Genomic DNA, 19,789 nt, shown 5'->3' with positions numbered 1-19,789 from the left:
ATAGCTCGTATTACAACTTTTATTGACGTTTTAAAGGTGCTCAGCCATGCATGATAATAGTCACCAGGATGATTGGTCGCTAGAGACCCTTGCCATTCGTGCGGGCCATCACCGTACGTTTGAGCAAGAGCATGCCGAGCCCATTTTTCCCACTTCAAGCTTTGTTTACGAAAGCGCGGCTGAAGCCGCGCGCAAGTTTGGGGGGCAGGAGCCGGGCAACGTCTATTCTCGCTTTACTAATCCGACGGTCCATACCTTCGAGCGCCGTTTGGCGGCGCTTGAAGGTGGAGAGCGATGCGTGGCAACAAGTTCGGGTATGTCGGCCATTTTATCGACGGCGTTGGCACTGCTAAGTGCCGGCGATGAAATCGTTGCATCGCGCTCGCTGTTTGGTTCTACCGTGAGTTTGTTTGACAAATATCTGGGCAAATTTGGTATCACGACTCGTTATGTAGAGCTATCTAACGTTTCTGCCTGGGAAGAGGCCATCGGCCCAAATACCAAGCTGTTGTTTGCGGAAACACCGTCCAACCCGCTGTCTGAAGTCGCGGATATTCCAGCATTAGCCGAACTTGCTAAGCGTAGTGGTGCATTGTTGGCGATTGATAACTGCTTCTTAACACCGGCACTTCAGCAGCCAATTGCGCTTGGCGCTGACTTAGTTATCCATTCTGCAACGAAGTATCTGGATGGCCAGGGACGTGCTATTGGTGGCGCGGTGGTTGGTAAACACGACGTGTTGGAAGAAGTATTTGGTGTGGTACGTACTTGCGGGCCTTGCCTGAGTCCCTTTAATGCGTGGATTTTCACCAAAGGGCTTGAAACCTTATCGCTGCGCATGAAGGCACATTGCGAGAATGCGCTGACTTTGGCGCTCTGGCTAGATCAACACCCGGCCGTTAATAAAGTGCACTATAGTGGCTTAGAAGCCCATCCTCAGCATGCGCTTGCCAAAAAACAACAGCAAGGGTTTGGTGCCGTATTGGGCTTTGAGGTGAAAGGTGGCCAGGAGGGAGCTTGGCAAGTCATTGATGCTACCAACATGCTGTCTATAACAGGTAACCTCGGAGATGTTAAAACCACCATTACCCACCCGGCGACTACAACGCATGGTCGTCTCTCTGATGTGCAGAAGCAGGCCGCAGGTATCGTGCCTGGGTTGATTCGTATAGCGGTGGGGCTGGAAAGCCAGGCTGATATTCAGCGTGATCTTGCTGTTGGTCTGGATGCTTTGGTGGCTAGCTAAGCGATTCAACTAGCGTTTTGATAAGCCGGTCATTCGTGGCCGGTTTTTTATTGCGGTCATCGCTGACAGCATTTGCCTAACGACGATTTTAAGCATGCTGTTAACAAACGGTTTTTACGAATGGTGTGTTCTGCTTTTTTCAGCAGTGTTTTGATCATTAAGACGGTATGCTTTGTATAGAAGCGTGCGTACAGCAGGCATGAAGTTGCTGTTTATAACGAGGAAAGCAAGGATGTGGCGGAACACGCAGAGTGGATGGGGAGTTATTAGTATTGCGCTTCACTGGCTAAGTGCATTAACAATTGTGGGATTGTTTGTTCTAGGCTGGTGGATGACAGATCTTGGCTATTACGATACATGGTATAACCAAGCGCCGTGGGTGCATCGCTCGATTGGTATCTTGCTGTTAATAGCTACCTTTGCTCGCTTGATATGGCGCTTAATTCAACCAACGCCTCATGCAGAGGGAAGCCGCTTTGAACGTCTAGCTGCCCATGTTGGCCACATAATGTTGTATGTCCTGTTATTGTTAGTGCTTGTTAGTGGCTATTTAATCTCTACCGCCAATGGGCGTGGAATTAGTGTGTTTGATTGGTTTGAAGTGCCAGCGCTGCTTCACGGGCTTCCTGATCAAGCTAGTCTGGCAGGCAATGTGCACTGGTACAGTGCCGTGGTACTTATGGTATTGGCTGCAGGACACGCGCTCGCCGCTCTGAAGCATCATTGGTGGGATCGCCACTCGACACTCGTACGGATGGTGAATCCTGCTCATGGCCGCAAGCAATAATGGAATTTTTTTGTCCACTGCGCTGATAGTTTGCTCGTAGTGTTTATTAGGAAAATAAAGGAGATTTCCACGATGTTAAAGAAAACCGCTTTTGCTACTGCAATTGCCGCCGCTTCGCTAGCGACGTTCAGCCAAGCGCAAGCAGCAGAATATCAAATTGATACTGAAGGTCAGCACGCCTTTGTTCAATTCAAAATAAGCCACCTCGGCTTCTCCTATATTCTGGGTACTTTCGAAGAGTTTGATGGTCAGTTTTCTTATGACCCAGAGGATTTAGAAGCCTCTTCTGTAGCAATGGAAGTGCAGGTGGACAGCCTCAACACTAATCATGCAGAGCGTGATCGTCACTTCTTGAGCAGCGATTTTCTTGATGCCAGCGAATTTCCTACGGCAACTTTCACCTCAACCGGTTTTGAATCAACGGGTGAAAATGAAGGCGTCGTAACCGGTGAGTTAACGCTTCATGGTGAGACACAGGAAATTGAAATGCCTGTTACCTTAATGGGTGAAGGTGATGACCCCTGGGGCAATTATCGTGCAGGCTTTGAAGGCAGCACCATGTTAACACTGAGTGATTTCGGTATTGATATGAGCGACTTCCCTGAAGCGATGCATGAGCTGGAACTTTACGTGACGTTTGAAGGCATTCGTCAGTAAACGAGTGTGAGCATAAAGCGCCATCACCCTTGTCTGGGTGATGGCGCTTTTGCGTTGGGAGTTGCAAGAAACAACTTACACCTCGTAGGTTGTTAGAATTGTTAACTAGTTAGCGTTCACCGTTATCTACTCTGTTTTGAGGATTTCTCTTTGGCAGCGGTCATTATGCAGCAACGTGAGCTGGCGATAACCTTATGGCGCCAAACGTGGCCGATGGCCATTGGTGTACTGGCGCTATTGGGTTTCCAGCTTGTAGATAGTGCTTTTATTGCCCGTTTGGGAACAGCGCCCTTGGCCGCCCAGTCGTTTACCTTTCCTTTGTCATTTCTGATTATTGGCATTCAAGTGGGAATGGGGATCGCGATTGCGGCGCTCATTTCGCGCGCCTTAGGCGCTGGAGAAGACGTTCGAGCGAAGCGGTTAAGCAGTCTTGTGCTAATTGCCGGTGGCCTCGTGATTGGCCTGCTCGTTGTAGCGTTTTGGTTTCTTCAAGTGCCTATATTTAGGCTGCTAGGTGCCGATGATAGCGCATTGGTTTATATACACGCTTACTGGGGGCCGCAGCTATTTTCAGCTTGGTTAGGCGCGCTGCTCTATTTTATCTATAGTGTGTTTCGTGCCCACGGCGATACACGGCTGCCAGGTAAGATGATGGTGCTCAGCAGCCTTATTAACCTGGGGTTGGACCCGCTATTCATTTTTGGCATTGGTTCTTGGCAAGGATGGGGGCTAGCGGGCGCGGCCTGGGCAACCGCCATTGCATTTTTTGCTGGGCTGTTATTTAGCAGTATTAAGCTTAAGCATCAAAAGTGGACGACGAATACCGCACTTTGGCAAGAAGCAAGACGCTCGTGGCGGCCTTTTACCGGTATCGCTGCTCCTGCGATGGTTAGTCAGTTGATGCCGCCACTGGCATCAATGTTGGCGATTGCGGCTGTTGCTAGCCTGGGCGATACCCAGGTGGCAGCCTGGGGGCTTGCCAGCCGCCTCGAAACGGTTTCGCTGATGGTGATATTGGCGATGACGATGTCGCTACCACCATGGCTTGGGCGCTGCTATGGCGCGGGCGACTGGGGGCAGATTCAGCAACTAATGCGCTTGGCCGTGAATGTCGCGTTAATATGGCAGCTTAGCTTGGGGCTTTTACTGGCGCTGGCGTCGCCTTGGGTGGCTATGGTGTTAGCTGGAAACCAAGAGGTGCAAAGTGAGCTTGCGCTGCTCATTCGCTTTTTGTTGCCGAGTTATGCCGCGCTGGGCGTGTGTATGCTGGTGGTGTCGGCAGGTAATGCGCTCGGCTGGCCACTTAGAGCAATGCTGCTTTCAAGCGCACGATTGTTTATTTGCTATCTACCTTGTTTATGGTTGGGTGCGCAGTTGTTTGGATGGGCAGGCTTAGCCGCTGGCGCGGCATTGGGTAACGTGTTGGCAGGTATTGTTGCTTGGATAGTGCTCAAGCGCATTTTATCCCGCCCGCATCGGCAGGCGGGATTCAGCAAGTAATGCCGTTTAGTGCTTCTTAGGGGCTTCCTGGAATGAGAAGTACATAAACAGTAATGCCATGCCCAAGTAACCCATGACAAATTCAGGCGCCGCGTTAAAGGCCAGTTTTGGTGCGTGCATTAGTCCTACAAATGAGAAGCCAGCCGCAATAGCGGCAAATGCCGCTGCACGGCGGAACTGATGGTCGATTACCGACACTGTCATTGCCCCAAGGAAGATAGCCATAAACATCGCACCTTGTCCCATGACAACAATGGCACTGGAGATATCGCTGACGACCTCACCGGCGCCGCGGTTGAAGCGTGTCATTACATAGTTGGCAAAGTAGGGCAGCATCGCCAGCGCAATGGCCGGATAATAGCGGGTATCGTTCGCTTGAAACGCAGTGGCTATCATCGACATGCCGACAAATACCAAAATAGGGGCCACTACTGAGACCGGAATAATGGCCGCTAAGGCAGCGATCAGGCCAAACATAGTGGCGAGGGCATAAACGGCACCGTTTAAAATGCTGTAGCCTCGCCCTGCGCCCATCCACTTCGCGCCCACCGTGGCGATATAAACAGTTGTTGGGAATACGCCGCCAAATAGCGCGCCGATCATCGTGCCTGCTCCATCAACTGCCTGGCACTCACGCACATCGTATTTATCGCCAGCCGCTTCCATCGCTTCAACGTTATTCATGGTTTCAATAGCGTTATAGAGGGTGATGGGCAGCACAACGGTAAGTACGGCCAGCATGCCGCTAAACAGCAAGCCTAGCCCTTCATACCATGCCAAATTAGGCAGCAGGGGGTAGAACCCTAAATGGGTAAAAGCATCGCTAAAGCGTTCGCTGCCCGCATCGCCAATCAAATATGCCATCGCAGTACCGACCACAATGGCAAACAGTGATGTCGGTAGCTTGAACGGCATGCTGACGCGGGCCACAAGACCAACAATGATAATGCCGAGCACTAGCAGTCCAATGATAGGCATTTCCAGAGTTTTAAATAGCATCTCGCCGGCAATAAAGGTGAGTGCGACGCCAGCAACAGCACCCAACATGGCGGCCCGCGGGAGGTGATACTGCACCCAGCGGCCAATGATGCTAATCAAGGCTTCTATTGCGCCACTAATAAAGCAGGCGGCCACGGCAACTTTCCAGGCTAATTCCGCGTCACCGGTTAGCTGCTTGGCGGGGAGCAATACGCCGAATAGAAACACAAACATGACCGGTGTGGAGATACCGTAGGAGAGCGCGGTGACGTCGCTGCGGTTTTCTTTTCGTGCGAGCCTAGCGGCACTCCATGCGTAATAAAAATTGCCTGCCATGACTGCCACTGCGGCACCAGGCAACACCTGACCATACACAATGGATGTGGGAAACCCCATGCCCAGCATGGTAATTGCGATAATGACAAAGTTGGCAATATTGTTTTGAAACAGCGCGAAGAACGCGTCGGTGTCTTCTTTTTTGTACCACGGATAGTGAGTGCCGACAGCCGCCATGTTAGGCCTCTTAGTTATGGTGTGTTGTATACAAGGCTATGCTGAGTGTGCCGAAAATTTGACTGATCGGTCAAGCATTGCGTTGTAGCGGACGCCGCACGGGCGCCCCAGGCTCTGGCGGCAAGCACGCAATTGTACATAACAATCGTTTGCCTGTTCAGATAGTTATCTTCAATTCATCGACAAAAACGCCCAGGCAATTTGCCTGGGCGTTTTGTCGTTGATGCGAAGGCGATCAACTAACGGGCGTTATTCGTTAACGGCAGCGATGGCCTTAGCGAGGTAAGGTAAATTCTCGTGTGAGAATCCTGCCACGTTGGCACGGCCAGAACGCACCATGTAAATACCGAACTCGTCACGTAGGCGGTCTACTTGTTCCGGAGTTAAACCGGTATAAGAGAACATGCCGCGCTGTTCTGCAACGCATGCATATTTTTCAGCAAGGCCGTAGGGCTTAAGGGCTTCAACGAAGTCGCGACGCAGCGTATTGATGCGATCACGCATTTCGGTCAGCTCTTCACGCCACATTGCAGACAGCTCAGCGTCGTGGAGAATTTCGCTGACGATCGCGCCGCCGTGGGCGGGAGGGTTAGAGTAGTTCTCACGGGCAACAATCGCTGCTTGAGAGCGCACGTTTTCCATCTGCTCGGCGTCTTTTGCAACCAGGATCAAGCAGCCAGTACGCTCGCAGTAAATGCCAAAGTTCTTTGAGCAGGAGCTGGTGATGATAACTTCATCAAGGTTTTCAGCTAGCAGACGAACACCATAGGCATCTTCGTCCAGTCCTTCCCCAAAGCCTTGGTAAGCAAAGTCAACCAATGGCAGTAGTTTGCGCTCGCTCAGTACCGCCATTACTTCATGCCACTGATCTTTAGACAGATCAAAGCCGGTCGGGTTGTGGCAGCAGGCGTGAAGTACCACAACGTCGCCTTCGGGGATTTTTTTCAGTGCTGCTAACATACCCGCGAAATCAAGGCGGTTGTCAGCATCAACGTAGGGGTATTTATGAAGCTCGATACCCGCGGCGGTGAAAATGCCGTGATGGTTTGGCCAAGTAGGATCGCTGACCCAGATTCCTTTTCCAGGCAGCTGATGAGCAATAAAGTCAGCAGCTAAGCGGAGTGCGCCTGTTCCACCAGGAGACTGGGTGGCGCTCGCGCGGTTGGCTTTTAATACGGAAGAATCTGCACCGAGTACCATAGGCAGCACAGCATCACCGTAAGCAGGGGCACCGTGAGAACCAATATAGGTCTTGGTGGTTTCATTCTTGAGCAGGCGAGCTTCTGCTTCCTTGACAGCGCGCATGACTGGCGTATTGCCTTGTGCATCGCGATATACGCCAACCCCTAAATCGACTTTCTGGGGATTGGTGTCTTTTTTGAAAGCTTCGATCAGCCCGAGAATGGCATCTCCTGGGACTCGCTCAATTTGCTCAAACATTTATTCGGCTACCTCGTCGGTTCTGGCGGCAAGAATGAAATCATTAAGATGCAGGCCCTTGATTGCATGGGACCACCATGTCACGGTGGTTTTACCCCACTCAGTAACAATGACAGGGTGATGCCCAGCCTGCTCTGCTATATCGCCAACGCGCTGGGTAAATGCCAGGGCATCGGCAAAGTTGCGAAACGTAAATTGTCTCGTCAGCTTCATGATGCCATCGTGCTCAACAATCTGCCACTCTGAAAGCGCTGCTAGATGGGGTTGGCATGCACTATAAGTGAGCGGTATGGCATTGCCACTGCAAGGTTCGCAGGTGGTTTGAGCAAGCGTTGTCATGGGTTGCCTCCTTTTAAAATTACCTTTATCAGGGTAGAAGGCATACACAGTCGCGACCAACCTCTTTTGCGCTGTATAACGCTTGGTCAGCGCGCGCTATTAAGTTGGCTAAAGTCTCACCACAGCGATATTCCGCTACGCCAATGCTCACGGTTACTTGGCCTTCTCCGATTCCAAAATCGTAGCTTGCGATGGCATGTCGGAGACGGTCAGCGAGCTTATGGCATTGTTGCAGCGGTGTAAGCGGCAACACGACCATAAACTCTTCACCGCCAAGTCTTGCCACCATATCTTCGCAGCGCAGGAGTTGCTGAGTTTGTAAGGCAAGTTGTTCAAGTACGCTATCGCCCTGTAAGTGCCCCCAGCGATCATTGAGCTGTTTAAAATGATCTATGTCTACCATCATGATAGAAAGAGGTGTCCCGTGCCTGCTGCTTAGTGACACTAGATTCGTTAGGTTCACCATAAGTTTGCGACGGTTGGGCAATCCCGTTAAAGGATCCGTGTCGCAGAGTTTTCTTAGTCGCTGCTCTTCAGCGACTTGATCAGTAATATCCATCATGATGCCGCTCCAGCGAATACCATTGGCTGCTGGGGAGGGATTAGCACTTACCGCAATCCAGTGTGGCTTTCCTTTAGGAAACGGCAGGCGAAAGCGAGTCGTAAGCGGTAGCATCCAGCGTGCAGATCGTTCAATGGATGACATTATTTTGGGATGATCGTGACCGGTTAAGTGTTCAATAAGTTGACCAGCGTCATGCGCTAATTGTTGTCGGTCGATGTGCGCCAGTGCCTCGCCCCCGCCTTCCAGATAGGGAAAGTACATACGGCCGCAATGTGATCGGTAGAATTGAAAAATAACCCCAGGTATCTGGGATATCAGGCTATCAGTACTGTGCGGTACTGGGGCTGTATCATTCACGAGCATGCGTGAAGCTCCAAAGCATATGCCAAATAAAAGTTAATCGTAAAGGTTAGCCCTAAAAACGTTACTAATATGTAAGCTATGACTGACAATACTCGCTTTTTTTGAAATTAATTGCTCTATGCATATTCCTTGAGGGAATTTAAGGGGGTATTACGCATCGCCCTTAGTAATTTGGGCGCGACACGGGATGGTTGATTGCTTTTTAATAGGCGAGATCATTTTTTATTCTCGGGGTGTTTCTTTGAGCGATGTAAAGGCAGCCACTATAAAAACAGGCCACTCGGCTAGCGCTCAAAAAGGTGGCGATGGTTGGGTAAGTTTGGTAGGTGCTGGCCCAGGTGACCCAGAGCTATTGACGTTGAAGGCTTATAAGCGGCTTCAGGTAGCAGAAGTGGTGCTTTACGACCGCCTCGTCAGTGAGGAAGTGCTAGCCTTGATTGGGCCTCAGGCTGAGCGGTTTTACGTTGGCAAGGCGAAGGCGTTGCACAGCGTCCCGCAAAATGAAATTAATCAAACATTGGTGGCTTGGGCCAAGCAAGGTAAGCAAGTTGTGCGTCTCAAGGGAGGAGATCCTTTCATTTTTGGCCGAGGCGGGGAAGAGCTTGAAGCGCTAGTGGCTGAAAACGTGGCGGTAGAAGTTATTCCGGGGATTACAGCGGCATCCGGCTGTGCAGCCTATGCAGGTATACCGTTGACGCATCGAGAGCATGCGCAATCGGTGCGTTTTGTTACGGGACATTTGCAACCTGGACAAGGCGTGCTTGACTGGCAAGCGTTAGCCCAGTCTGGCCAGACCCTGGTGTTTTATATGGGGCTGAGTAACTTAGAGGCTATCTGCCAAGCATTAATGGACCATGGACTCACGCCCAGCACGCCTTTGGCGCTAATTGAGCAGGGCACAACACAGCATCAATGTACCCATATTGGTTGTTTACAACAGCTGCCAGAGGCATTTTACCAAGGTGAGGTTACATCGCCTACGTTATTGATTATTGGCAGTGTTGTGTCACTACATAGCTCGCTTTCTTGGTTTGAGCTTGCCGCTGCGGATGCGATAGGCTTTAAGGAGAGTAAGCATGTGGCTAAGCCAACAAGCGGGTAACTGTATAGGCCGTTAGTCACATACGTTGATCGCTGGCTAGATGTTGCTAGATGTGTATGCTAGTAAAAGAGTGTCAGGTGCTAAATGTCTATTAACGCTGCTGATATCGGTAGCCTATAAATGAAGAGAGGGACGCAATATGCCAGAAGCAAACCACTCGGATAATCAAGCGTCAGCGAGTAAGCCGGACATGAAAACGCTTTTTAAGGATAACCGCGTCAAAGGTATTGCTGGTATTGCCGCCATTGCTGTTATTTGGGCAATTATGGCGCAGTCTAATTCAGGCACACGCCAAGAGCGTGTCGAAACGTTAGAAGGTCAGTTAGCTAGCGTCGAGCAAGAGAATAATCAGCTTAGCCAGCGGATTGCGGAAGTTGAGCAAGCTGAGACCGATTTAAGTGCAATGCGCGAGGAGATGGCATCGCTGGAAGAGCAGCAGGCTCAGGCACAAAGCGATTTAGAGTCCGCTCAGCGTGATACAAATGCGGTGCAATCGCGTCTTGAAGAACTGGTCGCTGAGCGTGATGCACTTCAGCAAGAGGTTGATGCGTTGAACGAGCAGGTCGAGAGCGCTGAAGCCGATCTGCAATCGCTAAAAGAAGAGCGCGATCAAGTGGAAAGCGCACGTGACCAAGCTGAGTCTGCTCGCCAGGAAGTAGAAGAAGCGCGTCAAAGTGCCGAAGAGGCTCGCCAAGAAGCAGAGTCAGCACGCCAGCAAGCTGAACAAGAGCGTCAGGCGGCGGTTGACGAGCTTAATGCCGCTCAAGAGGAGTTGTCGGGATTAGAAACTAAGATTAGTGAAGCTAGCCAACAACTATCCGGTACTGAGGAAGACGTTGCAGCCGTTCAAAGTGAATTGGATAATTTACAAAGCGAGCGTGACTCGCTTACAAGTGAGCGGGATGAGTTACAAAGCGAGGTTGACGCGTTAACCCAGCTGCGTGAAGAAGAGCAACAGAGCCTCGACCAAGTGCGTAGCGAGATGGATGATCTTATGGTCGCGCTGGATATTGGTCGTGAAGAAGTAGCTAACGTTGAAAGTGATATTGAAGCCCGTGAAGAGCAGCTGGCGCGCCTGGAAACCCAGCTTAGCGATTGGCGTGACGAGCTTTCTTCGTTGGAGGGGCGTTTACATGTCAACGATGCGGCGAATGATGAAGTACCTTCTTTGACAGATGACGAGAGTGACAGCGCTGACTCAAATGATTCTGAGCAAACCGAAGAAGCGAGTGCCGAAGATCAGGGGCAGCAGAGCAGTAATTGATCGACACGTATGAGTATGCGCTGATTGCTAGCGTAAGAAAGCGGATGTAGGCACCCCCTGCATCCGCTTTTTGCATGCTGGTTTAGAAATAGGCCGCCTAGGAGTATCATTCAAACCACGGATCGATTAGTCGCAACAGACAGGAGTGCCATTGATGGACGGTGTAAAACATATAGTAGCGGTGGCATCGGGAAAAGGTGGGGTCGGAAAATCGACCGTTACTGTTAATTTGGCACTAGCGCTTTCCGGCCAAGGGTATCGTGTTGGCGTACTGGATGCTGATATTTACGGTCCTAGCCAAGCGCAAATGTTGGGTGTTAAAGAGGGCGTACGGCCTCAGGCGACGGAGGACAATAAGTTTCTGCCGCTAGAAGCGCACGGTCTTCAAGCGATGTCGATGGCCTTTATGGTCAACACTCGTGAGGCGATGGTCTGGCGTGGTCCTATGGTGGTCGGTGCGTTTCAGCAAATGTTGACACAAACCCAATGGGATAATTTGGATTTCCTGCTGATTGATATGCCGCCTGGTACCGGCGATATTCAGCTGACGTTGGCGCAAAAAGTGCCTGTTTCTGGCGCTGTGATTGTCACCACACCTCAGGATATTGCGCTTCTTGATGCTCGCAAAGGCATTGAGATGTTCCGTAAGGTCAATGTGCCAGTGCTAGGCGTAGTAGAGAACATGAGCCTTTATCATTGTGAAAATTGCGGCCACGAAGCAGCAATTTTTGGTACTGGTGGTGGTGATCGCATTGCAGAAGAGTACGATACGACCGTTCTTGGGCGGTTGCCGTTAACGCTATCTATCCGTGAGTTAGCTGACTCTGGTCGCCCCAGCGTAATTTCCGAACCCGACAGCTCAGTGAGCCGCACGTTTGCAGACATTGCCCATCAAGTAGCGCAATCAGTAAATGCTAGCCATAGCAGCGGTCCGACTATTTCTTTTAGCGAGTGATGACGTAACAAATGAGTATTAAATCTGATAAGTGGATTCGTCGCATGGCGCAAAGCGATGCCATGATTGAACCATTTGAAGCTGAGCAAGTGCGCTATGTGAATGATCAGCGTGTCATTTCTTATGGCACGTCGAGCTACGGCTACGACGTTCGCTGTGCCGATGAATTTAAAGTGTTTACCAACATACATTCGGCTATTGTTGATCCCAAGGCGTTTGATGACAAAAGCTTTGTCGATGTTAAGGGCGATGTGTGTATTATTCCGCCGAATTCCTTCGCATTAGCACGCACGGTTGAATATTTTCGTATTCCGCGCAGTGTGCTGACGATTTGCCTTGGCAAATCCACTTACGCGCGCTGTGGCATTATTGTCAACGTAACGCCGCTTGAGCCAGAGTGGGAAGGGCATGTGACGCTTGAGTTTTCAAATACTACCAACCTGCCGGCCAAGATTTATGCCCATGAAGGGGTAGCTCAGATGCTGTTCCTTGAGTCGGATGAGATGTGTGAAACATCTTATAAAGATCGCGGTGGTAAATATATGGGGCAACGAGGCGTTACGCTGCCGCGCACTTAATTGCGCACTTTATTGATAGGCTGAACAAAAAACGCCTTACGCGCTAATAGCGGTAAGGCGTTTTTTATGGTCAGAGCAGTGACGTCTAGGTGTTTTCGTCAAACTCTTCGTCTAGCTCTTCTGCAGCATCTGTGTGGGAGAGCCGCATACCATGGGGAGGCAGAGGATGCCCATCCATGGTGGCGTTTTCAGCGCTATATTGTAGGCGGCCTTGCAGAAACCACTGAACGGCAATTGGGAAGATAAGGTGTTCACGAGCGTGCACCTTCTCCTTAAGCGTCTCAACGGTATCTTCATTTGTCACGTTCAGTTCTGCTTGCAGCACAACAGGCCCACCATCTAGCTCTTCAGTGACAAAATGCACGCTACAGCCATGCTGTTTGGCACCGTCTGCTAACGCCCTGGCATGGGTATTTAACCCTTGATAGGCGGGCAGTAGTGAAGGGTGGATATTGAGCATTTTGCCTAAAAAACGCTGTACAAAGCGCGGCGTCAAAATGCGCATAAAGCCTGCTAAAACAATCAAGTCAGGCTCATGACGTTCGATGACTTTGATGAGCGCTCCGTCGTAAGCATCGCGGCTATCATATTCGCGATGAGGTAGCGCAACGGCTTCAATACCTGCTTCTAAGGCGCGCTTCAAGCCAAACGCATCCGGCTCATGGGAAATAACAGCGACGATCTCGCCGCCAAGTCGATCATGGCTTTGCGCGTCAATCAGCGCCTGTAAATTACTGCCACTGCCAGAAATTAGCACCACGACACGTCGCGCCGCTGTTGGTTCTGGCGCCATATCGTTGATAGTGTCGTTGAACGCGCCACTGTCGAAGTCGGTACTGCTCATGCGCGAAGGTTCTCCAAAACGACGGCTTCCTCCTGGCGCTGAATAATCTGTCCAATTCGATAGACGGTCTCGCCTTGAGCTTGCAGATGTGCCATAGCGTCGTCAGCTTGGGCTTGGGGAACGACAACCACCATGCCGATGCCGCAGTTCAGTACGCGGTGCATTTCAGTTTCACTGACATTGCCTTGGGCTTGTAACCAGTTAAATACTTCTGGGCGCTGCCAGGTAGCAAGATCAACGTGGGCTGCGAGGGTGTCGGGTAGAACACGGGGAATGTTTTCCAGTAAACCACCACCCGTAATATGAGAAAGCGCGTGAACGGGAATATCTGTGCCACGCATCATCGACAGCAACGATTTCACATAAATACGCGTTGGCGCCATCAGCGCGTCGCCAAGCGGCTGCCCATCCACAGTATCACTGAGTGAGGTGTTGCTAACTTCCAGAATTTTGCGAATCAGCGAGTAGCCATTAGAGTGCGGGCCAGAAGAGGCTAGCCCCAGCAATACATCGCCTTCGGCTACCTTGCTGCCGTCTAAAATATCGGCCTTCTCAACAACGCCAACGCAGAAGCCTGCCAAGTCGTAGTCATTGCCTTCGTACATGCCGGGCATTTCGGCAGTTTCGCCGCCGACTAGTGCGCAACCAGCCAATTCACAGCCAGCGCCAATGCCGGTCACGACATCTGCAGCGATATCCACATCCAGCTTGCCCGTGGCATAGTAGTCAAGGAAGAGCAGCGGTTCAGCACCTGCAACGATCAAATCGTTGACACACATTGCGACAAGATCTATGCCAATGGTGTCATGCTTACCAAGGTCCATGGCAAGACGCAGCTTAGTGCCGACACCATCCGTGCCGGAGACCAGGACTGGCTGCTTATAACCAGCGGGAAGCTCACACAGTGCGCCAAACCCGCCAAGGCCACCCAGAACTTCAGGGCGTGTTGTGCGTTTGGCAACGTGTTTGATGCGATCAACTAGCGCGTTGCCGGCATCAATATCGACACCTGCGTCTTTATAGCTGAGTGAAGGAGTGGCCTGAGAAGTGGAGGTATCGGTCATGACAGATCCTGTGAAGCCTATAGCAGTACGGGTAGTGCTGGCGAATTGGCCAGTGCTGGGGCAATAACGGAACGGATTGTAACACCCAGAGACGTAAGTCGCATCGATGTGCGGCGTTAACCGATGTTCAATACGCTACTTTTGTTACTATTCAGTATGCTAAGGGCGCTAACCAGCTTTCCAGGAGGGATATAAAGAGCATGCGACATTCATGGTGGGGCGTTGTGTTTTTGGTGGTGTTGGTGGGCTGCATCTACTTACTAGATGCGGTATTGATGCCATTTATTGCGGGTTTAATTTTGGCCTACCTAGCTGACCCGCTTGCTAATTATTTCCAACGGTTAGGCATGAAGCGGCCCTGGGCAGTTAGTAGCGTCTTTTTTGTCCTGTTGTTGATACTTTCTTTAAGCCTGCTTATTTTGATCCCGCTAGTTGTTCAGCAGACAAAACAGCTGGGAGAAGCGCTGCCGAGTGTTTTCAACTGGATTGAGAATATTTTAGCGCCACAAGTTCAGGAGTGGACGGGGTACGACTTGGGCGCCGAGCTAACGAACGTTCGAGAAACATTGATCAAAAACTGGCGTGATGCGGGTAGTTATGCAGCTCAAGCACTAAGCCAAATAGGCCGTTCTGGAGTGGCTTTCATTTCCTGGGTGACCTACGTTGCGCTTATTCCTGTCGTAACGTTCTATTTACTACTTGATTGGAGCAGGCTGATTTCTAGTCTTGCCGATTTGGTTCCTCGTCAATGGAAAAGCGATGTTGACCGGTTGGCTCAGCGCTGCGATGAAGTTCTATCAGCGTTTCTGCGTGGGCAGTTACTGGTCATGCTGTGTTTGGGTATCATTTATGCAGCGGGCCTAACGTTGATGGGGCTGAATTTCGGCCTGCTGATTGGTGTTGTGTCCGGGCTCGTCAGTATTGTGCCGTTCCTGGGTTTTATTGTGGGGTTAGTGGTGGCGCTTATCGTGGCGCTGTTCCAATTTGATACATGGTGGGCTGTGCTGGGTGTGATCGCGGTATTCGGTATCGGTCAGGCAGCAGAAAGTGTCATACTTCAGCCTAAGCTGTTAGGCGATAAAATAGGCCTGCATCCTGTCGCAGTTATCTTTGCGGTACTGGCGGGTGGGGATCTTTTCGGTCTGACGGGCGTACTCTTAGCATTGCCTGTAGCAGCGATTATTATGGTGCTTTTAAGGGAAATTAAAGATCGTTATAAAGGCAGTGCTCTCTATGATGCCGAGCAACGTCCGATAGAACAGCAACATGACAACGATGGACTAGGTCGTCACGACGAAAGGGAGTCACCATGAGCCGTTTGCCGGCACAGCTACCGCTTGGGGTAGGGTTGCGAGACGACGCGACATTTAATAATTACTATGCCTCACAAGCAAACGCTTCATTAATGGAGTATCTGAGTCGGCAGCTTGAGTCTGACGCTGAGCCGTTTTTGTATTTATGGGGCGCACCGGGCAGTGGTCGTAGCCATCTTTTACAGGCGGCGTGTCACGCGGCCTCCGATGCAGATAAGCGGGCACTCTATCTGCCATTGGCAGACCTGGGTCATTTCCCTCCGCTGATGCTGGAGGATATTGAACGCTTGGATCTTGTCGCCATTGATGATCTTGAATATGTGATCGGGCGTAAACGCTGGGAAGAAGCTCTGTTTCACGCTTTTAATCGGCTGCGTGATGCGGGAAAAGCCTTAGTGATTGCCGCCAATACGTCTCCGCGCCAGTTAGATGTTGCATTGCCTGACTTAGCATCTCGACTTACCTGGGGAGTCACGTTTCATCTGCATCCGTTGGATGATAACGAACGCCTAGCAGCGTTAAAGCTTCGCGCCAACGTACGTGGAATGCAGCTACCTGATGATGTAGGGCGCTACATTTTGCACCGGGGGCCGCGAGAGCTGGGGGATTTGTGTCGTGCACTTGAGACGCTTGATCAAGCATCGCTATCCGCTAAGCGGAAACTGACTATTCCTTTCGTCAAGTCTGCTCTTAATTGGTAAAGCGCAATTGCTAAAACGCCCCTGCCAGATCACTGGCAGGGGCGTTTTAATGGCAGCAAGTCAATAACTAACAGATTAAGCAGTTTTGCTCATTTTGCTAGCAGCAGTTTGCGCTTGCTTAACATTATCTTCTGTCAGTTTTTGGCCTTTCTGCAAGAAGTCTTGCTGAAGAGCAACGACTTTATCTGCATCGCCTTTTACACGCTCAGCGAGTTCTTTAGCCACTTTCTGCTGGCCTTCCATGTAGCTGCGCAGGCCGTTGGCATCTTTTACGCTCATCAGCTGACGCATTTGGGCGATGCCGGTATCTAGGTAAGATTTGTTGGCATCAAACTGTGCGTTAAGCATTTTTTCAGAGTAATCGATGCTTAGCGTCATGTACGCACGCACAGGCGCCATGAACATGTTGTCGAACTGCTGAGTCATTTCGTTGGTGTTAAATGTTTGCATGGTAAACACTCCTGTTCCATTGCCCACTAATCGGCCCATTGATTGACGGTGCCGTTAGTATTGGTTGATCAGCAACGGTTTGGTTAAGCATCCACCGCAGCTGATATCTAGCTATCTTGCGTTGCAGCATAACAGGGGTTTTTGTGCAGTGCAACATTGCGGTGGAGTGAATTTAAAGATCGTGTGAGTGTCGCTGTGTGAGTCGATGATGCGCATGGATTTACCTAACGCGCCGGTAGGGCTAGGCTTAAACGTATAGATAACCGTTATCACTAAAATAATCTTTGGGAAACGTGACGTTAGTGATGTGAGCGACGTTGGCTAAGTCATTTTTAAAAGGAGTGCCAGGATGGATACACGTATTGAACGGGATAGCATGGGTGAACTTGATGTGCCTGCAAATGCGCTTTATGGCGCTCAAACCCAACGGGCTATCAACAACTTCCCTGTCTCGCATACACCCATGCCCACGGCATTTATTCACGCTGTCGCGCGGATAAAGCTCGCTGCTGCGCGAAGTAACTGTCAGTTGGGGTTGTTAGATAAACCCCGCGCAGAGGCGATTGAGAAGGCGGCTCAGGCTGTGATGAGTGGCAAGCATGATGGGCATTTTCCGATTGATGTCTTCCAGACAGGCTCTGGTACATCGACCAATATGAATGTCAATGAAGTGCTCGCGACGCTTGCCAGTCGTGAAGGGGTGGAGATAACGCCAAATGATCACGTTAATATGGGGCAGTCGAGTAACGACGTTATCCCAACGGCCATCCACCTGTCGGCAGCGATAGCCGTTAATGAAACACTGCGTCCCGCACTGGTGAAGCTGCAGGCCACGATTGATCGTAGGGCGAGCGAGCTGGCCCATGTTGTTAAAACAGGTCGTACTCATCTGATGGATGCCATGCCGCTGCGTATGGATCAAGAACTAGGCGCGTGGTCGAGCCAAGTGGGGCAGGCCATCGAGCGTTTTGATAGCGTCATGACAAGGCTGTGTCGATTGGCGCAAGGCGGCACGGCGGTGGGCACCGGTATCAATGCGCCTGAGGGGTTTGCCGAGCTAATGGCTAGTGACTTAAGCCAGCAGACCGGCCTACCTTTTGTACCTAATGACAGCTTTTTTGCCAGTTTGGCATCCCAGGATGCTGCCGTGGAGTTATCAGGGCAGTTGAAAGGGTTAGCCTGTGTGGTTATGAAGATCGCTAACGATTTGCGTTGGATGAATTCAGGGCCGTTGGCGGGGCTGGGCGAAATTGAGCTTGAGGCACTACAGCCTGGTAGCTCCATTATGCCGGGTAAGGTAAATCCTGTGATTCCCGAGTCGGCCGCCCAAGCGGCAGCGCAAGTTATCGGCCTAGATGCCGCGGTAACGGTGGCGGGTCAGAGTGGTAACTTCCAGCTCAACGTGATGCTGCCGCTAGTCGCTTCGAATCTTCTTACATCGATTACCTTGATGAGTAACACCGCTACCTTGCTGGGTGAGCGTGCTATCGCCACATTCAAAGTGCGTGACGATAATTTACAGGGGCCGCTCGCACGGAATCCTATTTTAGTCACGGCCCTTAATAGCGTGATTGGCTATAACGCCGCCGCCGCGGTGGCTAAAAAAGCCTATCAAGCTGGGCGACCAATCATCGACGTAGCAGAAGAAGAAACTGATCTAGATCGCTCAACGCTCGAACGTTTGCTAGACCCTGCGGTATTAACGCAAGGAGGTATACCTGAGTAGCCTCTGTTGAGATGTTAAGAGGGTGGGCGGTTAGGTTTCTTGTTTTTCCGTTTTGCCCTTTTGAATGGTGTCGTTTGCCTCTTGACGCTCTTCTGCACTGGCATCGGGCGTTTCGTGTTCATCTTGACGCGAAGGCCGATAGCAAAAAGTGGTCAATATAGGGAAGTGGTCAGATCCGAACGCCCCAAGTCGCTGCATGTTGACGAGGGTGAAGTGCTCGCTTACAAACGCGTGGTCGAGAGGCCAGCGCAATAGGGGGTAATTAGCGTGAAAGGTGCTGTACAAGCCGCGACCACGTCGTGGGTCCAGCATGCCTCCTATGCGACAAAAACGGCGTGTTGTACGTGACCAGGCAACATCATTCAGGTCGCCGGCAACAATAGTGGCCTTTGGGTGTCGATGTATTTCTTTGCCAATCCACAACAGTTCCGCGTCACGCCATAGCGATTTTTCGCTTTCACTGGGGGCTGGTGGTCTTGGGTGAACGGCAAATAAGCGAATGTGCTGGCCGCTTTTAAGCTCTACCTGGGTGTGAATCGAAGGTATGTCATCCTGAATAAGCCACTTAATCTCAGTATCTTTCAGGTCTAGGCGAGAATAGAGGTGCATACCATAAAGGTTGTCTAGGGGAATCTTAACGCTATGCGGCCACTGCTCATCTAATGCCGAGTCAAGTTGCTCTTGCCACCATTGGTCGGATTCCAGCGTGAGAATTATATCTGGCTGGTGGTGGTTAATGATCTCCAGTAACTCTTTTGACTGGCGGTTGGGTGTCAGTACATTGGCGATTAACAGTGTAACCATCTGGTCTTTAGGGGCATTATGGGCGGCTTTTACCTGCACAGGCCAGAGCTTTGTCCATGGCAGGATATAGCGCAGCTGAAGCGCTAGCGTGACGAGTGAGACCAGTGTTGCGGTAACCCGCCACGGCCCTGGGGCTAATATCCAAAGGCTTGTTAAACCACATACTGCCGCTAATACGGCGATTTGCAGTCGCGGAAATTCAAAACTGCGCACCCACCACCAGCGCATAGGTACGCGGGCAATCAGTGTGGCGAGTAACAATGAGATAGCGATGCATCCTAGCAAAGGCCCAAGCAAGATTTGCCTCCTGGTTTAACCGTGAATAGTGGTTAATCTATGTTTAGCTTAGCGGTAACCACAGATAAGTGTCGATAAGACATTAAAATTGAGGGGAGTCGTTCATTTGCTTGATTGAGCAGTGCTAAAAACTACTTGCAATTCAGCTATGAAGACGTAGAATACGCATCCGTTGCACAGCAGGACCATAGCTCAGTTGGTTAGAGCGCCACGTTGACATCGTGGAGGTCGGCGGTTCAAATCCGCCTGGTCCTACCATATTTCGTGTTATGTGCAGCTAGTTACTTATAGGACCATAGCTCA

Annotated in this window: 19 protein-coding genes and 1 tRNA gene; 12 read left to right on the top strand and 8 right to left on the bottom strand. The window is 50.9% G+C overall.

All coding sequences use genetic code 11. The annotated features are described in order from the left end of the window. Positions 1–46: 46 nt before the first annotated feature. From HVE01_RS09335 to HVE01_RS09320, 4 genes are all read left to right on the top strand, one after another. Positions 47–1,246: an O-succinylhomoserine sulfhydrylase gene (locus tag HVE01_RS09335; RefSeq protein ID WP_125747439.1), complete on the top strand. Its 1,200-nt coding sequence runs from the start codon at positions 47–49 to the stop codon at positions 1,244–1,246. 232 nt (positions 1,247–1,478) lie between these two features. Next, the gene (locus HVE01_RS09330) at positions 1,479–2,033 is read left to right on the top strand and encodes a cytochrome b (RefSeq protein ID WP_125747441.1); all 555 of its coding nucleotides are present in this window, start codon (positions 1,479–1,481) and stop codon (positions 2,031–2,033) included. A 72-nt stretch (positions 2,034–2,105) separates the two neighbouring features. Further along, positions 2,106–2,690, top strand: a complete 585-nt coding sequence (locus HVE01_RS09325) for a YceI family protein (protein ID WP_125747443.1) — start codon at positions 2,106–2,108, stop codon at positions 2,688–2,690. A gap of 165 nt (positions 2,691–2,855) precedes the next feature. Continuing rightward, the gene (locus HVE01_RS09320) at positions 2,856–4,190 is read left to right on the top strand and encodes an MATE family efflux transporter (RefSeq protein WP_146943986.1); all 1,335 of its coding nucleotides are present in this window, start codon (positions 2,856–2,858) and stop codon (positions 4,188–4,190) included. Positions 4,191–4,196: 6 nt separating this feature from the next. Here the strand turns inward: HVE01_RS09320 and HVE01_RS09315 are convergent, their stop codons facing one another. From HVE01_RS09315 to HVE01_RS09300, 4 genes are all read right to left on the bottom strand, one after another. Next, positions 4,197–5,681, bottom strand: coding sequence for an NCS2 family permease (locus tag HVE01_RS09315; RefSeq protein ID WP_125747445.1), 1,485 nt, complete (start codon positions 5,679–5,681; stop codon positions 4,197–4,199). Between the two features lie 249 nt (positions 5,682–5,930). Beyond that, on the bottom strand, positions 5,931–7,121 hold the full coding sequence (locus HVE01_RS09310; protein ID WP_125747447.1) for an amino acid aminotransferase: 1,191 nt from the start codon (positions 7,119–7,121) through the stop codon (positions 5,931–5,933). Next, positions 7,122–7,460 carry a 4a-hydroxytetrahydrobiopterin dehydratase gene (locus HVE01_RS09305; protein WP_146943741.1) on the bottom strand — a complete coding sequence of 113 codons (339 nt, stop codon included), beginning with the start codon at positions 7,458–7,460 and terminating at the stop codon, positions 7,122–7,124. Between the two features lie 28 nt (positions 7,461–7,488). Further along, entirely contained in the window at positions 7,489–8,388 is a 900-nt protein-coding gene (locus HVE01_RS09300; protein WP_146943739.1) for a GGDEF domain-containing protein, read from the bottom strand. 265 nt (positions 8,389–8,653) lie between these two features. Here HVE01_RS09300 and cobA point away from each other — a divergent pair, with 265 nt between their 5' ends. The 4 genes from cobA to dcd all read left to right on the top strand — a co-directional run bounded on the left by cobA (position 8,654) and on the right by dcd (position 12,287). Continuing rightward, on the top strand, positions 8,654–9,490 hold the full coding sequence (cobA, locus tag HVE01_RS09295) for a uroporphyrinogen-III C-methyltransferase (RefSeq protein WP_240645190.1): 837 nt from the start codon (positions 8,654–8,656) through the stop codon (positions 9,488–9,490). Between the two features lie 139 nt (positions 9,491–9,629). Beyond that, the gene (locus tag HVE01_RS09290) at positions 9,630–10,754 is read left to right on the top strand and encodes a coiled-coil domain-containing protein (protein ID WP_125747456.1); all 1,125 of its coding nucleotides are present in this window, start codon (positions 9,630–9,632) and stop codon (positions 10,752–10,754) included. A 154-nt stretch (positions 10,755–10,908) separates the two neighbouring features. Continuing rightward, a complete protein-coding gene (apbC, locus tag HVE01_RS09285; protein WP_146943737.1) occupies positions 10,909–11,709 on the top strand; it encodes an iron-sulfur cluster carrier protein ApbC in 801 nt (266 codons plus the stop codon). Between the two features lie 11 nt (positions 11,710–11,720). Beyond that, on the top strand, positions 11,721–12,287 hold the full coding sequence (dcd, locus tag HVE01_RS09280; RefSeq protein WP_038483741.1) for a dCTP deaminase: 567 nt from the start codon (positions 11,721–11,723) through the stop codon (positions 12,285–12,287). Between the two features lie 85 nt (positions 12,288–12,372). Here dcd and purN read toward each other — a convergent pair whose 3' ends face one another. Continuing rightward, complete coding sequence (gene purN, locus HVE01_RS09275; protein ID WP_146943735.1) at positions 12,373–13,131, bottom strand: phosphoribosylglycinamide formyltransferase; 759 nt, start codon at positions 13,129–13,131, stop codon at positions 12,373–12,375. Beyond that, positions 13,128–14,195 carry a phosphoribosylformylglycinamidine cyclo-ligase gene (purM, locus tag HVE01_RS09270; RefSeq protein ID WP_125747462.1) on the bottom strand — a complete coding sequence of 356 codons (1,068 nt, stop codon included), beginning with the start codon at positions 14,193–14,195 and terminating at the stop codon, positions 13,128–13,130. Before purM ends, purN begins: the two co-directional genes overlap by 4 nt. Positions 14,196–14,395: 200 nt before the next feature. Here purM and HVE01_RS09265 point away from each other — a divergent pair, with 200 nt between their 5' ends. Both HVE01_RS09265 and hda read left to right on the top strand, forming a co-directional pair. Further along, complete coding sequence (locus HVE01_RS09265; protein ID WP_146943733.1) at positions 14,396–15,508, top strand: AI-2E family transporter; 1,113 nt, start codon at positions 14,396–14,398, stop codon at positions 15,506–15,508. Further along, positions 15,505–16,209 carry a DnaA regulatory inactivator Hda gene (gene hda, locus HVE01_RS09260; protein ID WP_125747466.1) on the top strand — a complete coding sequence of 235 codons (705 nt, stop codon included), beginning with the start codon at positions 15,505–15,507 and terminating at the stop codon, positions 16,207–16,209. The genes HVE01_RS09265 and hda overlap by 4 nt, the downstream gene beginning before the upstream one ends. 75 nt (positions 16,210–16,284) lie before the next feature. Here hda and HVE01_RS09255 read toward each other — a convergent pair whose 3' ends face one another. Next, a complete protein-coding gene (locus HVE01_RS09255) occupies positions 16,285–16,659 on the bottom strand; it encodes a phasin family protein (protein WP_146943731.1) in 375 nt (124 codons plus the stop codon). A 349-nt stretch (positions 16,660–17,008) separates the two neighbouring features. Between HVE01_RS09255 and HVE01_RS09250 the strand changes: the two genes are divergently transcribed. Further along, on the top strand, positions 17,009–18,385 hold the full coding sequence (locus HVE01_RS09250; protein ID WP_146943729.1) for a class II fumarate hydratase: 1,377 nt from the start codon (positions 17,009–17,011) through the stop codon (positions 18,383–18,385). A 30-nt stretch (positions 18,386–18,415) separates the two neighbouring features. Here HVE01_RS09250 and HVE01_RS09245 read toward each other — a convergent pair whose 3' ends face one another. Further along, on the bottom strand, positions 18,416–19,486 hold the full coding sequence (locus HVE01_RS09245) for an endonuclease/exonuclease/phosphatase family protein (protein WP_146943727.1): 1,071 nt from the start codon (positions 19,484–19,486) through the stop codon (positions 18,416–18,418). Between the two features lie 181 nt (positions 19,487–19,667). Between HVE01_RS09245 and HVE01_RS09240 the strand changes: the two genes are divergently transcribed. Continuing rightward, a tRNA-Val gene (locus HVE01_RS09240) sits at positions 19,668–19,744 on the top strand. The last annotated feature ends 45 nt before the right edge of the window (positions 19,745–19,789 follow it).

This window comes from Vreelandella venusta (genome assembly GCF_007989605.1).
Lineage (GTDB): Bacteria > Pseudomonadota > Gammaproteobacteria > Pseudomonadales > Halomonadaceae > Vreelandella > Vreelandella venusta.
This window is presented reverse-complemented; position numbering and strand designations above follow the sequence as displayed.

Bases quoted from the DNA above. Each gene is read 5' to 3' on its own strand.
- HVE01_RS09335 (WP_125747439.1), top strand. From the start codon at position 47: ATGCATGATAATAGTCACCAGGATGATTGGTCGCTAGAGACCCTTGCC.
- dcd (WP_038483741.1), top strand. From the start codon at position 11,721: ATGAGTATTAAATCTGATAAGTGGATTCGTCGCATGGCGCAAAGCGAT.
- apbC (WP_146943737.1), top strand. From the start codon at position 10,909: ATGGACGGTGTAAAACATATAGTAGCGGTGGCATCGGGAAAAGGTGGG.
- HVE01_RS09265 (WP_146943733.1), top strand. From the start codon at position 14,396: ATGCGACATTCATGGTGGGGCGTTGTGTTTTTGGTGGTGTTGGTGGGC.
- HVE01_RS09300 (WP_146943739.1), bottom strand. From the start codon at position 8,388: ATGCTCGTGAATGATACAGCCCCAGTACCGCACAGTACTGATAGCCTG.
- HVE01_RS09305 (WP_146943741.1), bottom strand. From the start codon at position 7,460: ATGACAACGCTTGCTCAAACCACCTGCGAACCTTGCAGTGGCAATGCC.
- HVE01_RS09310 (WP_125747447.1), bottom strand. From the start codon at position 7,121: ATGTTTGAGCAAATTGAGCGAGTCCCAGGAGATGCCATTCTCGGGCTG.
- hda (WP_125747466.1), top strand. From the start codon at position 15,505: ATGAGCCGTTTGCCGGCACAGCTACCGCTTGGGGTAGGGTTGCGAGAC.
- HVE01_RS09330 (WP_125747441.1), top strand. From the start codon at position 1,479: ATGTGGCGGAACACGCAGAGTGGATGGGGAGTTATTAGTATTGCGCTT.
- purM (WP_125747462.1), bottom strand. From the start codon at position 14,195: ATGACCGATACCTCCACTTCTCAGGCCACTCCTTCACTCAGCTATAAA.
- HVE01_RS09325 (WP_125747443.1), top strand. From the start codon at position 2,106: ATGTTAAAGAAAACCGCTTTTGCTACTGCAATTGCCGCCGCTTCGCTA.
- purN (WP_146943735.1), bottom strand. From the start codon at position 13,131: ATGAGCAGTACCGACTTCGACAGTGGCGCGTTCAACGACACTATCAAC.
- HVE01_RS09255 (WP_146943731.1), bottom strand. From the start codon at position 16,659: ATGCAAACATTTAACACCAACGAAATGACTCAGCAGTTCGACAACATG.
- HVE01_RS09250 (WP_146943729.1), top strand. From the start codon at position 17,009: ATGGATACACGTATTGAACGGGATAGCATGGGTGAACTTGATGTGCCT.
- HVE01_RS09290 (WP_125747456.1), top strand. From the start codon at position 9,630: ATGCCAGAAGCAAACCACTCGGATAATCAAGCGTCAGCGAGTAAGCCG.
- HVE01_RS09315 (WP_125747445.1), bottom strand. From the start codon at position 5,681: ATGGCGGCTGTCGGCACTCACTATCCGTGGTACAAAAAAGAAGACACC.
- HVE01_RS09320 (WP_146943986.1), top strand. From the start codon at position 2,856: ATGCAGCAACGTGAGCTGGCGATAACCTTATGGCGCCAAACGTGGCCG.